The 14,968-nt window shown below is 62.6% G+C and carries 12 protein-coding genes; 4 read left to right on the top strand and 8 right to left on the bottom strand.

Translation table 11 applies throughout. The annotated features are described in order from the left end of the window. Positions 1–5: 5 nt before the first annotated feature. From K3F44_RS04890 to K3F44_RS04900, 3 genes are all read right to left on the bottom strand, one after another. Positions 6–842, bottom strand: coding sequence for a TIGR03915 family putative DNA repair protein (locus K3F44_RS04890; RefSeq protein ID WP_220633449.1), 837 nt, complete (start codon positions 840–842; stop codon positions 6–8). Continuing rightward, the gene (locus K3F44_RS04895) at positions 839–2,059 is read right to left on the bottom strand and encodes a putative DNA modification/repair radical SAM protein (RefSeq protein ID WP_101318708.1); all 1,221 of its coding nucleotides are present in this window, start codon (positions 2,057–2,059) and stop codon (positions 839–841) included. Before K3F44_RS04895 ends, K3F44_RS04890 begins: the two co-directional genes overlap by 4 nt. Positions 2,060–2,195: 136 nt before the next feature. After that, positions 2,196–3,980 (bottom strand): thiamine pyrophosphate-requiring protein, encoded by a 1,785-nt coding sequence (locus K3F44_RS04900; RefSeq protein ID WP_150569498.1) that lies wholly within the window; start codon positions 3,978–3,980, stop codon positions 2,196–2,198. A 235-nt stretch (positions 3,981–4,215) separates the two neighbouring features. Here K3F44_RS04900 and mqo point away from each other — a divergent pair, with 235 nt between their 5' ends. Then, positions 4,216–5,868: a malate dehydrogenase (quinone) gene (gene mqo, locus K3F44_RS04905; RefSeq protein ID WP_150569497.1), complete on the top strand. Its 1,653-nt coding sequence runs from the start codon at positions 4,216–4,218 to the stop codon at positions 5,866–5,868. A 57-nt stretch (positions 5,869–5,925) separates the two neighbouring features. Here the strand turns inward: mqo and K3F44_RS04910 are convergent, their stop codons facing one another. Together K3F44_RS04910 and K3F44_RS04915 are read right to left on the bottom strand one after the other, a co-directional pair. Next, positions 5,926–7,170: a saccharopine dehydrogenase family protein gene (locus K3F44_RS04910; RefSeq protein WP_101318714.1), complete on the bottom strand. Its 1,245-nt coding sequence runs from the start codon at positions 7,168–7,170 to the stop codon at positions 5,926–5,928. Between the two features lie 31 nt (positions 7,171–7,201). Further along, positions 7,202–8,299: a carboxynorspermidine decarboxylase gene (locus K3F44_RS04915; protein WP_150569496.1), complete on the bottom strand. Its 1,098-nt coding sequence runs from the start codon at positions 8,297–8,299 to the stop codon at positions 7,202–7,204. Between the two features lie 207 nt (positions 8,300–8,506). Here K3F44_RS04915 and K3F44_RS04920 point away from each other — a divergent pair, with 207 nt between their 5' ends. Then, positions 8,507–8,716: a DUF2945 domain-containing protein gene (locus K3F44_RS04920; RefSeq protein WP_150569495.1), complete on the top strand. Its 210-nt coding sequence runs from the start codon at positions 8,507–8,509 to the stop codon at positions 8,714–8,716. A gap of 58 nt (positions 8,717–8,774) precedes the next feature. Further along, positions 8,775–9,047 (top strand): PepSY domain-containing protein, encoded by a 273-nt coding sequence (locus K3F44_RS04925; RefSeq protein WP_150569494.1) that lies wholly within the window; start codon positions 8,775–8,777, stop codon positions 9,045–9,047. A 78-nt stretch (positions 9,048–9,125) separates the two neighbouring features. On the opposite strand, the gene K3F44_RS04930 is transcribed toward K3F44_RS04925, so the two are convergent. The 3 genes from K3F44_RS04930 to K3F44_RS04940 all read right to left on the bottom strand — a co-directional run bounded on the left by K3F44_RS04930 (position 9,126) and on the right by K3F44_RS04940 (position 12,539). After that, positions 9,126–10,040: a pyridoxal-phosphate dependent enzyme gene (locus K3F44_RS04930; protein WP_150569493.1), complete on the bottom strand. Its 915-nt coding sequence runs from the start codon at positions 10,038–10,040 to the stop codon at positions 9,126–9,128. Positions 10,041–10,056: 16 nt separating this feature from the next. Continuing rightward, positions 10,057–10,761: a transcriptional regulator gene (locus tag K3F44_RS04935; protein ID WP_150569492.1), complete on the bottom strand. Its 705-nt coding sequence runs from the start codon at positions 10,759–10,761 to the stop codon at positions 10,057–10,059. Positions 10,762–10,835: 74 nt separating this feature from the next. Then, complete coding sequence (locus K3F44_RS04940; RefSeq protein WP_220633450.1) at positions 10,836–12,539, bottom strand: amidase; 1,704 nt, start codon at positions 12,537–12,539, stop codon at positions 10,836–10,838. A 231-nt stretch (positions 12,540–12,770) separates the two neighbouring features. Between K3F44_RS04940 and K3F44_RS04945 the strand changes: the two genes are divergently transcribed. Beyond that, positions 12,771–14,747, top strand: a complete 1,977-nt coding sequence (locus tag K3F44_RS04945; protein WP_101318727.1) for a choline BCCT transporter BetT — start codon at positions 12,771–12,773, stop codon at positions 14,745–14,747. Positions 14,748–14,968 lie beyond the last annotated feature (221 nt).

The raw sequence follows: 14,968 nt of genomic DNA on the forward strand, positions 1-14,968 counted from the left end.
CCGTTTCAGTCTTTGCCTTTGCCGATACGTTTGCCGGCCTGCTGAGCAACTTCCAGCGCCTGGCCATCGCGCTGCTTGCCCTGTCGGGCCTGGCCCATCAGTTGCGGGATAAGCATGCCTTCGGGCAAGTGCCGCCAGAACCTGCCCGGCATGTGCATGCGCATTGCATCGGGGTTGAGCCGGGCCGGATTGAAGATGTGCCGGTAGTAGGTGCGCCACAGATCCGCACCGGGGTCGTCGGCGTGCTGCGCCCATTGCCGCCAGGGCTCGGGGCAGTGGCGTCGGTAGTCCAGTGTATGGCCGTCGAAGCGAATGCCGTCGCGGTCGGTGGCGATCAACCAGCGCTGGCGGCCGAGGCGCTCGGCAAAGTGGCCGCTGGCGCTTTCAAGAATGTCGTGGGCCGGCTGATGATAGGCGACCAGGTCCAGTTGCAGCTGCGCAGCCAGTGCTGCCGGCAGCGGCACGAAGCGCACAAACGCATGCAAGTGATGGGCTTCGCGGCTGACCTGCTTGATCCGCCGGTGCAGCTCGCTGCCGAGGCGGTCGCCGGGGAGCATGGCGGTACGATCGCCATGGGCGACCCGCCAGAGCACTTCATACAACAGGTTCCAGCGCTGCTCGCCGCAGTAGCGCGAGGCCTGTTCCAGCTGAACCAGCAACGCCGCTGGCACCTTTGCCCGAAACGGCCCCGGGCCCTCTGGCAGGGGCGCCGGCACTGCCAGCAGATCGTCCATCGGCCCTTGCGCCCAGGTGACGTCGGCGGGATCGATGCCATGCCCGAGCAGCGCGCGCGCCTGTTCGCGCCAGAGGCTGAATTGCTGGTCGCAGTCGAGCGCGATCATCCCCACAGGCCCATCTGCACTGGCGCTTGCGGTTCGCGCAGGCGCGCTCGCAGCAGGCCGCTGCGCAAATCGGCCTGCGCCGGGCGATAGTCGCTGGTGACAATGAAAGGCCGCGCCTTGTCGAGTACGCAGCGCAGCTGGATCAGGTCGTCATAACGTATGCGCCGCTCCCGGCGTAGCGCTACCAAGCGTTCGACGCTGCGCAGGCCAATGCCGGGAATCCGCGCGAGCAAGGCGGGCTCGGCGCGGTTAAGGTCCAGCGGGAACACCTCGCGATTGGACAGCGCCCAAGCTAGCTTGGGGTCGATATCCAGGTCCAGGTTGCCAGCCTGGCTGAGCAGCTCGCCAGCCTTGTAGCCGTAACCGCGCATGAGGAAGTCAGCCTGGTACAGACGGTGCTCGCGCAGCAATGGCGGGGCGGCTAGAGGCACGCTGCCAGGGCTGTCGGGGATCGGGCTGAAGGCCGAGTAATACACGCGCTTGAGGCCAAACCCCTGATACAACGATTCGGAATTGCCAAGTAGGGTCCGGTCATCGGTGTCATCAGCGCCGACAATGACCTGGGTACTTTGCCCTGCGGGGGCAAAACGCGGCGCCCGCGGCTCGCCAGCTACGGCCTGCTGACCGCGCTGGATAGTGCCCATGGCCTGGCGGATGGTGTGGCCCTGTTTTTCCGGGGCCAGGCGCTTGAGGCTTTCATCGGTGGGCAGTTCGACATTCACGCTCAGCCGATCCGCCAGGCGACCGGCTTGCTCGATCAGCAGCGGGTCAGCGTCAGGGATGGTCTTAAGGTGGATGTAGCCGCGAAACTCGTGCTCTTCACGCAGCAGCCGGGCAACTTCGATCAACTGCTCCATGGTGTAGTCGGCCGAGCGAATGATGCCGGAACTGAGAAACAGCCCGCTGATGCAGTTGCGCCGGTAGAAATCCAGGGTCAACCGCACCACCTCTTCAGGGGTGAAGCGTGCCCGCGGCACGTTGCTGGTACGGCGGTTGACGCAGTATTGGCAGTCGTACAGGCAGAAGTTGGTCAGCAGCACCTTGAGCAGCGAGACGCAGCGGCCATCCGGCGTGTAGCTGTGACAGATGCCCATGCCATTGGTCGCACCAAGCCCGTCGCGGCCGCGCGAGCTGCGCTTGGGCGCGCCGCTGCTGGCGCACGAGGCGTCGTACTTGGCGGCGTCGGCAAGGATGCCGAGCTTGGCGATGAGCTCCATTAGTCGATCTCGATGTACTGAATATTCATACAGTATTTGTAGATCGGTCTGGTTGCAAGTGTTGGCCGTCGGCAATTGCCAAATGGCCCTGAAACCATTGCGGCAAATGCGCCGCAGCGGCTTCAGGGCATAGGCATCAATCGCGTTTAGGCAGTACGCCGCTGAGCAATTGCTTGGCAGTCTGCTTGATGATCCCGGCCTGATTGGGATCGCCCTGGAGCAATGCCGAGGCAAATTTCTTCGCCTGCTCAAGGGTCATATGAGGCGGCAGCGGTGGCACATCCGGGTCGGTGCGGAAATCGATCACCACCGGCACATCACTGGCCAGGGCTTCTTCCCAGGCGGGCGCGACGTCTTCTTCGCGGCCTACATAAATGCCCTTCAAGCCGATCGAAATGGCGAACAGGTGATAGGGCACATCAGGGATGTCCTGGCTGGCGGCGAACTTCGGGTCGCCCTCCATCACCCGTTGCTCCCAGGTCACCTGGTTGAGGTCCTGGTTGTTGAACACCGCGCAGATCCAGCGGCCATTGCCCCATTGCTGCCAATACTTGGCCACGGTGATCAACTCGGCCATGTTGCTCATCTGCATCGCGCCGTCACCTACCAGCGCGACAACGCTGCGCTCCGGATGGGCGAACTTGGCGGCAATCGCATAGGGCACCGCTGCGCCCATGGACGCCAGCCCGCCGGAGAGCGAGCACTGCATGCCCTTGCGGATCTGCAGGTCGCGGGCAAACCAGTTGGCACACGAGCCGGAATCGCTGGTGATGATGGTGTTGTCGGGGAGGCGTGGCGACAATTCGTGCACCACTCGCTGCGGGTTGATCGGGTCGGCAGAGGTCAGCGCTCGCTTGGCCAGCTTCTTGTCCCAATCCTTGCGCCAGCCTTCGACCTTGTGCTGCCAACTGCGCTGGGTTTTTTCTTCCAGCAGTGGCAGCAGGGCTGCGAGGGTGTCGGCGGCATCACCGACCAGATTCACTTCCATCGGGTAGCGCAGGCTGAGCATGTCTGGGGCAAGGTCGATCTGCACGCCCCGAGCCTGGCCCTCCTTGGGCAGGAACTCGGCGTAGGGGAAGCCCGAGCCGATCATCAGCAAAGTGTCGCATTCCTCCATCAGCTTGAAGCTTGGTTCGGTGCCGAGCAGGCCGATGCAGCCAGTGACCCAGGGCAGGTCGTCAGGCAGGACCGCTTTACCGAGCAGGGCTTTGGCGACACCTGCACCGAGTTTTTCGGCAACTGCCTGCACCTGCTCACCCGCCTGCAAGGCGCCGGCACCGACCAGAATCGCAACTTTCTTGCCAGCATTGAGCGCATCGGCTGCGCGCTGCAGATCGGCATCGTACGGAACTACTTTGGGCTTGCTGAAGCCGATACCCGAATGCAGCGTGCCATGGGCCCGGGCTGGTTCTTCATACGCCAGCTCCTGCAAGTCGTTGGGCAGGATCAATGCAGTGACCTTGCGCTCGCCGATGGCGGTGCGCACGGCGCGGTCGACCAGGTGGCGCACCTGCGACGGCGCGGCGGCCTGCTGAACAAAGGCGCCGGCGACGTCCTTGAACATCGACACCAGGTCCAACTCCTGCTGGTAGTGCCCGCCCAACGCCGTGCGCGCCTGTTGGCCGACAATGGCCAGGACCGGCATATGGTCCATGCGTGCGTCATACAGACCGGTCAGCAGGTGCGAGGCGCCGGGCCCGGAGGTGGCGATGCACACTCCCAGCTCGCCGGTGAACTTGGCATGTGCGCTGGCCATGAACGCGGCCATTTCTTCGTGGCGGCACTGCACGAATTCGATCGAGCCGGCCCGACGCAGGGCGCCGAACACGCCGTTGATGCCGTCGCCGGGGTAGCCAAAGATGCGCGTGACACCCCACTGGCGCAAACGCTCGACGAGAAAGTCACTTACGGTGATAGCCATCGGTTTCTCCTTCAGTGATGCGTGGATGAAGGTTGGGACTGGCTCTGTCCCGGCGCGTTCAGATTAAACCGGCCAGAGGCGACCCCGGACACTCGGTTGAACTGATCCCGCCTGGCTCGCCTCGAAACCAGACACCCCTGAGTGGAGGCAGCACCCAACCTGGGCTAACACTGATAAGGCTGGGTCATTCATTCACCTACAGACAGAGGCGCGTCTGGCCTCGCTGGAGAACCACATGACGATCACGAACACCTCGAAACTGCTGCTCGCAGGTTTCACCCTCAGTTGTGGGCTGGCCAACGCCCAGGCTGCCGAAACCAAGCGGGTGGACGTCTTGCTGGTTGGCGGCGGGATCATGAGTTCGACCCTGGCGATCTGGCTCAACGAACTGGAGCCGAGCTGGTCGATGGAGATGGTCGAGCGCCTGGACAAGGTCGCCGAAGAAAGCTCCAACGGCTGGAACAACGCCGGCACTGGGCACTCTGCGCTGGCCGAACTCAATTACACCCCCGAGAAAGACGGCAAGATCGACATCACCAAGGCGGTGGAGATCAACGAGTCGTTCCAGATCACTCGCCAGTTCCTCGCCTGGCAGGTCAAGAACGGCGTGTTGAAAAACCCACGCTCGTTCATCAATTCAACGCCGCACATGAGTTTCGTCTGGGGCGATGACAACATTCGCTTCCTGAAAAAACGCTACGACGCGCTCCAGGCCAGCCCGCTATTCAGAGGGATGCAGTATTCCGAAGACTCTGCCCAGATCAAAAGATGGGTGCCGTTGATGATGGAAGGGCGCGACCCCAATCAGAAGCTGGCGGCGACCTGGACGCCGCTCGGCACCGACGTCAACTTTGGTGAAATTACCCGCCAGTACGTAGGGTATTTGCAGTCACGCGAAAACTTCAGCCTCAAGCTCTCCAGCGAAGTGCAGGACATCAGCCGCAACGACGATGGCTCCTGGCACGTCGAGTACAAGAACCTCAAGGATGGCAGCAAGTCGGCCACCGATGCCAAGTTCCTGTTCATCGGTGCTGGCGGCGCAGCGCTGCCGCTGCTGCAGAAGTCCGGCATCGAAGAGGCCAAGGATTACGCAGGCTTCCCCGTGGGTGGCTCGTTCCTGGTGACCGACAATCCAGCTATCGCCGAGCGCCACATGGCCAAGGCCTACGGCATCGCTGCAACCGGTGCGCCGCCCATGTCGGTGCCGCATCTTGATACCCGTGTGCTGGATGGCAAGAGGATGATCCTGTTCGGCCCGTTCGCGACCTTCTCGACCAAGTTCCTCAAGCAGGGCTCGCTGTTCGATCTTATGGCCAGCATGAGCCTGCACAACACCTGGCCGATGGTGCGTGTTGGCGTGCGTGAATTCGACCTGGTGCAGTACCTGGTTGGCCAGGTACTGCAGTCCGATGACGACCGCTTCGAAGCGTTGCAGACCTACTTCCCCGAGGCGAAGAAAGAAGACTGGCGCCTGTGGCAGGCCGGTCAGCGCGTGCAGATCATCAAGAAAGACGAAAACCAGGGCGGGGTGCTCAAGCTCGGCACTGAAGTGGTCGCGTCCAAGGATGGCAGTATCGCCGGCCTGCTCGGTGCATCGCCGGGCGCTTCGACTGCGCCGCCGATCATGCTCGATCTGCTCAACAAGGTGTTCAAGGACAAACTCGCGAGCGCGCCGTGGCAGGACAAGATCAAGCAGATCATCCCATCGTATGGCACGCATCTGAACGACAGCCCCGAACGGGTCGAGGAGGAGTGGGCCTACACCAGCGAGATTCTCCAGCTGACCCCGCCACCGGCCATCGACAAGCGCCAGGACCCGGCCAACCCGGATGATATCGACCCGGTCAGCCAGGACCATCAGACCACTGACCCTGACCTCAAGCCCTGATCAGCACAACCCGCAATGCAGAAGGGGCGCCATCATGGCGCCCCTTCGTGTTACTGCTTAGGCTTCAGCGTCCCAGGGACGATCGCCGTGTTCATCCTTGATACGGGTCGGCAGGCCCATCACGTCCAGCGCCTTGAGGAACGGCTCGGCTGGCAGCTCCTCGACGTTGGCCATGCGCTTGACGTCCCATTCGCCGCGAGCAACCAGCAACGCCGCCGCCACTGGCGGCACGCCTGCGGTGTAGGAGATGCCCTGGCTGTCGGTCTCGGCGTAGGCTTCTTCGTGATCAGCCACGTTGTAGATGAACACTTCGCGCGGCTGGCCGTTCTTGCTGCCCTTGACCAGGTCACCGATGCAGGTCTTGCCGGTGTAGCCAGGCGCCAGCGAGGACGGGTCAGGCAGCACTGCCTTGACCACCTTCAACGGCACCACTTCAAGGCCTTCAGCGGTCTTGACCGGTTGCTCGGAGAGCAGGCCAAGGTTTTTCAGCACGGTGAAGACGTTGATGTAGTGCTCGCCGAAGCTCATCCAGAAGCGCACGTTGGGCACGCCGAGGTTTTTCGACAGCGAGTGCACTTCGTCGTGACCGGTCAGGTACAGGTTCTGCGAACCGACCACCGGCAGGTCGTCGGTGCGCTTGACCTCGAACATGGTATTGCTGGTCCACTGGCTGTTCTGCCAGCTCCACACTTGCCCGGTGAACTCGCGGAAGTTGATTTCCGGGTCGAAGTTGGTGGCGAAGTACTTGCCATGCGAGCCAGCGTTGACGTCGAGAATGTCGATCGAGTCAATCTGGTCGAAGTATTGCTGCTGTGCCAGTGCGGCATAGCTGTTGACCACACCCGGGTCGAAACCGACGCCGAGAATGGCTGTGATGTTCTTGTCCTGGCATTCTTCGAGGTGTTTCCACTCGTAGTTGCCGTACCACGGCGGGGTCTCGCAGATCTTGCCCGGCTCTTCGTGGATGGCGGTGTCCAGATAGGCAACGCCGGTATCGATGCAGGCACGCAGCACCGACATGTTGAGGAATGCAGAGCCGACGTTGATCACGATCTGCGATTCGGTCTCGCGGATCAGTGCCTTGGTCGCCTCGATATCGAGTGCATTGAGCGAGAAGGCCTGGATATCGGCGGGAACCTTGAGGCTGCCCTTGGCCTTGACGCTGTCGATGATGGCCTGGCATTTGGAGATGTTCCGCGACGCAATGGCAATACGACCGAGTTCGTCGTTATGCTGCGCGCACTTGTGGGCCACCACCTTGGCGACACCTCCTGCACCAATGATAAGAACGTTCTTCTTCAATTTATCCCTTGCTCCTTACTGAAGGCCTGACTTACGACAGGCTGGAAACGTAGTCTTCAAAACCGAACTCGCGGACCACTTCGACGCTGCCGTCGAGTTGCTTGACCACAATGGACGGCATTTTCAAACCGTTGAACCAGTTTTTCTTGACCATGGTGTAACCGGCCGCATCGATGAACGACAGGCGATCACCAATGGCCAGCGGACGATCGAATTGGTACTCGCCGAAAATGTCACCGGCCAGGCACGACTTGCCGCACACCATGTAGCTGTGCGCGCCATCGTTGGGGGCCATCTTGGCGTCGAGGCGGTAGATCAGCAGGTCGAGCATGTGCGCTTCGATCGAGCTGTCGACCACGGCCAGGTTCTTGCCGTTGTACAGGGTGTCGAGCACGGTCACTTCCAGCGAGGCGCTCTGGGTGATGGCGGCTTCGCCCGGCTCCAGGTACACCTGCACGCCGTACTTCTCGGAGAAGCTCTTGAGGCGCGCGCAGAACTCGTCCAGCGCATAGTCGGCACCGGTGAAGTGGATACCGCCACCGAGGCTGACCCACTCGACCTTGTGCAGCAGATGGCCAAAGCGCTCTTCGATGTGCGCAAGCATCTTGTCGAACAGGCTGAAGTCGCCGTTCTCGCAGTTGTTGTGGAACATGAACCCAGAGATCTGGCCGATGACTTGCTCGATCTTCTCCGGGTCCCACTCGCCGAGGCGGCTGAATGGGCGCGCCGGGTCGGCCAGCAGGTAATCGGAGCTGCTCACCTGCGGGTTGACGCGCAGGCCGCGGACCTTGCCTTCGGACTGTTCGGCAAAGCGCTGCAGCTGGCCGATCGAGTTGAAGATGATCTTGTCGCAGTTGGCGAGCATGTCTTCGATTTCGTCATCGGCCCAGGCCACGCTGTAGGCGTGGGTTTCGCCGACGAACTTCTCCCGGCCCAGTTTGAGCTCGTAGAGCGAGGACGAAGTGGTGCCGTCCATGTATTGCTGCATCAGGTCGAATACCGACCAGGTGGCGAAGCACTTGAGTGCCAGCAGTGCCTTGGCGCCGGAGTGTTCGCGCACGTAGGCAATCTTCTCGAGGTTGCCCAGCAGCTTCTGTTTGTCGATGAGGTAGTACGGCGTCTTGATCATTTAAGGCCCCCGGCCAGGCCGGCCAAAAAAAGGACACGCATTGTGCCTTCACTGGCCGCATATCGAAAGGGTCGTAGACGCATTTCGTCAGAGTTGTGTGTCGCCCTGCGCCTGTTGTCGCCATTGGTCGAACGGCGAGGAATTATTTCCCGCAGCTGAGGCCTAGTAAAACAGACAGATATGACGGTCGTGAGGAGGCATCAACCGATGAGCACAAAATACAAAGTGGGCGATACGGTGCGCTGGAATTCCGAGGCCGGGGTCATTCATGGCACGGTGACCAAGGTGCATCTGCACGATGTCGAGTTCATGGGCAGGCAGCGCCATTGCTCGAAGGATGAGCCGCAATACGAGGTCAAAAGTGCCAAGACCGGGCATCTGGCGATGCACCGTGAAGACGCCTTGCACAAGGAGTGAACCTTCGCCGTACTCGACCGGTCGCAGCAAATACCTTCATGCAAAAAGGACGTTAACGATGAAATCGATGACTCGACTGTTCACAGGTCTCGCTCTGGTAGGTGCACTGGGCGCAAGCGCAGCCTGGGCTGACCAGCCTGGCGCCGACTGGAAAGTCACCAAGGATCAGGCCGAGGCCAGCCTCAAGGCCGCCGGCTACACCCAGATCACCAAGATCGAGGCCGACGACGGCCATTGGGAAGGCGAGGGCGTCAAGGCTGATGGCATGAAGTACGACTTCCATGTCGACCCGTACACCGGCAAGGTCACCAAGGACGAGATGGATCATTGATGGGCAGTAACTGAGGTTTTCTGCGGTGGTGCTCTTGGCCCGTGCTCGTCACGGGCTTTTTTACGCGCCTGGAATGAGCTATTGCGCAGCCAACCACAGCTGAATCTGCTCAAGCGTCGCCGTAGCCCCGCCGCACACCACCACCAGCACCTTGCGGTAGTTACCCAGCGCTTCTGCTTTATAGGCCAGCGCCAAGGCCGCGCCGCAGGCCGGCTCGACCAGCAGACGGTGATCGGCAAGGAAGCGCTCACAAGCCTGCAGCGCCTCGCGGTCCGTGACCAAATGGCTTTCAACCGGATGGCTGCGCGCGCATTCCAGCGCTTGCTCGGCAACCCGCTTGGCGCCCAGGGAGGTGGCGATGGAGCTCAGCGCTGGCAGCTCGACCGTGTGACCAGCCTCGACTGCAGCGTGAAACGACGCCGCGCCTGTGGTTTCCACCGCCAGCACCGGCACATCGTCCCAGCCATTGCGCTTGAGGCCTTCGACTACACCGCTGAGCAAGCCGCCGCCACCGACCGACAAGATCAGCGCATCGGGCTTGCAGTCGGCAGCGGCGACTTCGTCGATCAGGCTGGCGTGGCCCGTCCACAGTAGCGGGTCATCGAATGGATGAATGAAGGCATCATTGGCGCCGACCAGGGTTTGCGCCAGCTGGTTGGCTTCCTGCCAGGAGCCGCCGTGGACGATGACCTTGGCGTCCTCCAGGCGCAGCAGCTCCCTGGCCCGCTCGCTGGTGGTCTCGGGGACGACCACGGTCACCGGCACGCCCAGGCTGCGCCCGGCATAGGCCACCGCCAGCCCGGCGTTGCCGCCCGACGAAGATACAAAGTGACGCGCACCGCGAGCATGGTGCTGCTCACAGGCGTGGCCAACCCCGCGCAGCTTGAACGAGCCGCACGGCTGCAGGGCGTCGAGCTTGAGCCAGATCGAACGGCCAGCGGCGAGCGACATCGGCCGCGATTCGATCAAGGGGGTTTGGATATGCAAAGGCATGCTGATCTCCGCTGGATTATGGCTGGCGGGGCGCTGCAGTGGGCTCGCCACGCAGCTGCTCCAGATAGTTGTAAACGGTGTAGCGGGTCACGCCGAGCGCGGCTGCGGCCTTCTCGACCCCACCCTTGACGATGAACAGGCCGCGCTCCTGCATCAGGCGCACGGCCTCGACCTTGGCCTGCTTGGTGAGCCGGCCCTGACCAGATGAAGCCAGGGCGCTGTCGATGATCTGGGTCATCAGCAGCGCCATGTCGGCCGCGTCCTCAACCACCGCCACTGCAGGTGGCGCGGCAGTCAGTGGCTGCAGCTGGGTGAGAAAGGCGAGGGCGGCCTCCAGCCCACTGTTGTCGACGTTGATGCACAGGCTGGCGAACGGCTGCCCTTCGCTGTCGCGCAGGATCGCCGTGGCGCTGCGCAGGGTGCGGCCTTTGATCACGGTGGGGTAGTCGGGCAGGATCACCGGCTCGCAGCCAGGCTGGTTGGCCGCCTGCATCAGGGCCTTGAAGCCCTGGTCCTGCTCCGGCGCGGCAAGGATCGGGCTGCCGACCACGCGCCCGGACAGCTGGCCATTGGCGATGGCGACCACCGATTGCTCGGGCTGGTCGAGGTCGTGCAGGAGGATTTCCATATTGCGCCCGGCCACGCTGCCGATTGCCGCGATGGCGGCTTTCAGCGTGGAGAGGACGATCTGGCGTTCACGAAGAATGTGTGCAGCGGGCATGGATAATTCAACAAAATGTCAATTTTTAACATTCTGTTGAATTATCGCGAGGGCGTCAATCGGCAGCGCGTGGTTCAGCCCAGTGCCGGAGTGCGCGGTGGCACGATGCGGCGCGCGCCGGTCGACTCGAAGGCGCAGGCGAAGCTCAGCAGGGCCGAGTCATCGTAGGCACGGCCGGCAAAGGTCAGCCCGACCGGCATACCGATATCGGCCATCACACCCATCGGCACGGTTACGGTCGGCACGCCCAGGTGGCGGATCGCGAGGTTACCGTTGGCAACCCAGACGCCGTTGCTCCAGGCAATGTCGGCCGAGGCTGGATTGACGTCGGCATCGGCGGGGCCAACATCGGCCACCGTCGGGAACAGCACGGCGTGCAAGCCAAGCTGGTCCATCCAGTCTTCCAGGTCGAGCTTGCGCGTCTGCTCCAGGCCGCGCAGGCCATCGGCAACGGTGTCGATCTGATCCCAGCTCTTGAGGCCGCGCTTGGCCATGTTGACGTATTCGTCCATGCCGGCCGCGAGGTCGTCTTCACGGTTAGGCAGGGTGCCCGGGTCGTGCGGGAAGATCTGCGGCCCGTCGACATCGGCCAGGCAGTTGAGATTGGGGTCGTTGTTGGCGCGCAGGAAGTCGTCAAAGGCCCAGCCGGACAACTCCCACAGCTCGTCGTGGAGAAACTCCTTGCTGACGATGCCACGGTTGTAGACGGTCGGCGCACCCGGGCGATCGCCTTCGCAGTTGGACACCAGCGGGAAGTCCACCTCGATCACTTCGGCGCCGGCGGCTTCCAGCGCCTGGCGCGCCTGCTGCCACAGCGCGATGACGCTTGGGCGAGTGTGGATACGCTGGCCGGTCGGGCCACCGATGCCGGGTTTTTCCGAGGTGCCGGCGAGTTCGTCGGCATTGATGTACATGCGTGGCACGCCGAAGCGCTTGCCCTGCAGCGAGTTGGCATCCTGCGCTAGATCAAGATAGGACGCCGGGCGTACCGCCGATGCCTTGGGAATTGGCACCCACGGCTGCAGGCGCCACAGATCGCCACGGGTGTCGGCATCGTCGGCCACCACCACGTCGAGGATTTCCAGCAGGTCGTGCATGGTCCGCGCAAACGGCACCACCACATCCATGGTCGGTGTCAGCGGCCAGTTGCCGCGCACCGAGATCACCCCGCGCGATGGCGTGTAGGCGCACAGGCCGTTGTTCGAGGCCGGGCCGCGGCCACTGGACCAGGTTTCTTCAGCCAGGCCAAATGCGCAGAAGCTCGCGGCGGTGGCGGTGCCGGCACCGTTGGACGAGCCGGAGGCAAACGGTGCGGTCAGGTAGGCGGCGTTATACGGGCTCTCGGCGCGGCCATACACACCGCGCTGCATGCCACCGTTGGCCATCGGCGGCATGTTGGTCTTGCCCAGGCAGACCGCACCGGCGGCGCGCAGTCGCTCGATGGTGAAGGCGTCCCGTTGCGCCACCAGCTTGGCAAATGCCGGGCTGCCGGAGGCGGCGGTCATGCCTTTGACCAGGTAGCTGTCCTTGGCGGTGTAGGGGATGCCTTCCAGCGGGCCGCGGCTTTCACCACGAGCACGGCGAGCATCGGACGCCTGGGCTTCGGCGATCGCCTCTGGGTTGCGCACCACGACCGCATTCAGCGCGCTGGCGCTGTCGGCTGTGTCATAGGCATCGATGCGTGCCAGGTAGGCCTTGACCAGTTCGACCGCTGTGGTGCGGCCAGCTTCGAGCGCGGCGCGCAGCTCGGCAATGGAAACCTCGGTTACCTCGATCATGCTGTCACCAAACGTATACAGGTGGGGGCTAGTGGCGCGAGTGTACAAGAAGGATTGGGGGGAAGCAGGCTTGCAGCGGGGAAAAGCATTGTTGCAGGGCGGCATTTATTGGCCCTATTTGCCCTGAGCATTGATCGTTTTCCGACAGACATTGTCGGACGAAACATGCACGGTCTACGCTTGACCTGAGAAAAAGTGCGCACGATGCGCCACGCTGGAGCCAACTGTCTGATGTCTACACCGCCTGACAAAACACCAAAAGCTACTATCAATCCCCCTGTATTCTGGATTTCTTCTGTCCTGCTGTTGCTGATCGTGCTCTACGCGAGCGTGTTCCAGGCCCATGCGCAAAGCCTGTTTGCGCACATCCAGGGTTGGATCATCGGCAACGTCAGCTGGTTCTACATCCTGGCCGTGGCAATCATCCTCGGCACCGTGGTGTTCCTCGGCATCAGCCGCTATGGCGACATCAAACTCGGGCCTGACCACAGCACCCCCGACTACAGCAGCACCACCTGGTTTGCCATGCTGTTCTCGGCCGGCATGGGCATCGGCCTGATGTTCTTCGGCGTTGCCGAGCCGGTCATGCACTTTCTCAAGCCGCCCATTGGTGATGGCGGCACGGTCCAGGCGGCGGGGGAGGCGATGCGCATCACCTTCTTCCATTGGGGCCTGCACGCCTGGGCAATCTATGCCATCGTCGCGCTGATCCTGGCCTATTTCAGCTATCGCCAGGGCTTGCCGTTGACCTTGCGCTCGGCGCTGTACCCGCTGATCGGTGAGCGCATTTACGGCCCGCTGGGGCATGCCGTGGACATCTTCGCCATCATCGGTACGGTGTTCGGCGTTGCCACTTCGCTGGGCTTTGGCGTGGCGCAGATCAATACCGGGCTCAATGCGCTGTTCGGTGTGCCGGTGTCGACCGGGGTGCAGATCGCCTTGATCATCGGCACCACCTTCCTCGCCACCTTGTCGGTGATGTCTGGCCTGGACAAAGGCATCCGCCGCCTGTCCGAACTGAACCTGGGTTTGGCGGTGCTGCTGTTGCTGATGGTCATGCTGCTGGGGCCGACCGTGTTGATCCTGCAGACCTTCGTGCAAAACACGGGCGGTTACTTGAGCGAGATCGTCAGCCGCACACTCAACCTGTATGCCTACCAGCCAACCGACTGGATCGGCGGCTGGACCTTGTTCTACTGGGGCTGGTGGCTGGCCTGGTCGCCCTTTGTCGGCCTGTTCATTGCGCGGATTTCCCGTGGCCGGACCATTCGTGAGTTCGTCACCGGCGTGCTGCTGGTACCGACCGCGTTCACCCTGCTGTGGATGACCGTGTTCGGCAACACCGCAATCCACATGATCCTCGACGAGGGCCTGACTGACCTGGCCATGGCGGTCGACAAGGACACCTCGCTGGCACTGTTTGCCTTCCTTGAGCACTTCCCGTTCGCCAGCGTGATCAGCACCCTGGCGGTGATCATGGTGGTGGTGTTCTTCGTCACCTCGGCGGATACCGGGGCGATGGTAGTGGACATGCTGGCGTCTGGTGGGCAGGAGAACACCCCGTTGCGCCAGCGCGTGTTCTGGGCGGCGAGCATGGGCCTGGTGGCGATTGCGCTGTTGCTGGCCGACGGCCTCAAGGCGTTGCAGACGGCAACCATCGCCAGTGCATTGCCGTTCACCCTGGCGCTGCTGTTCAGTACCCGCGGGCTGCTCAAGGCGCTCAAGCTGGACGCCACCAAACGTGATCTGCGCTATCAGGCACTGGCGATTTCGCCAACAGCCTCGCGTGCTGCCGGTAACTGGCAACGGCGCCTGCGCACCCTGGCGATGTTCCCGCGGCGTGCCCACGTCGCGCGGTTTATCGCCGACGTTGGCTTGCCAGCATGTGAGGCGGTGGCTGATGAGTGGCGCAGGCAGGGTTATGACTGCAGCGTCGAGCAAGGCAGCGAGGGCAGTGTGATGCTCAAGGTCGGCCCGAGCGAGGGCACCTTCGTCTACGAGATCAGGCCGCAGGCGTATGCCACGCCAAGCTTTGTCACCGCCAGCGATGCGCCGCCGGGCGAGGAGCGCAAGTACTTCCGCGCCGAGGTGCACCTGCGTGAAGGCGGCCAGGACCATGACGTGATGGGCTGGTCCAAGGATGAGGTGATCGGCGACATTCTCGATCACTTCGAGCGGCATATGCATTATCTGCACTTGGTTGGCTGAGACAAACGTCCAGCTCAGCCCTGTGTAGGAGCGGCCTTGTGTCGCGAAAGGCCCGCGTAGCGGGCCCGGCGATCTATGGTGGCTGCACGATTTCTGGGGCCGCTGCGCAGCCCTTTCGCGACACAAGGCCGCTCCTACAGGTGGCGTATCACGTGATAAAAAAAGCCCCGCAGGCCAGGCCTGCGGGGCAAACGGTTGGGGGAGGAGCCAACCAAAGGAGC

Origin of the sequence: Pseudomonas sp. S07E 245 (assembly GCF_019599025.1) — a bacterium.
GTDB classification, from domain to species: domain Bacteria; phylum Pseudomonadota; class Gammaproteobacteria; order Pseudomonadales; family Pseudomonadaceae; genus Aquipseudomonas; species Aquipseudomonas shirazensis.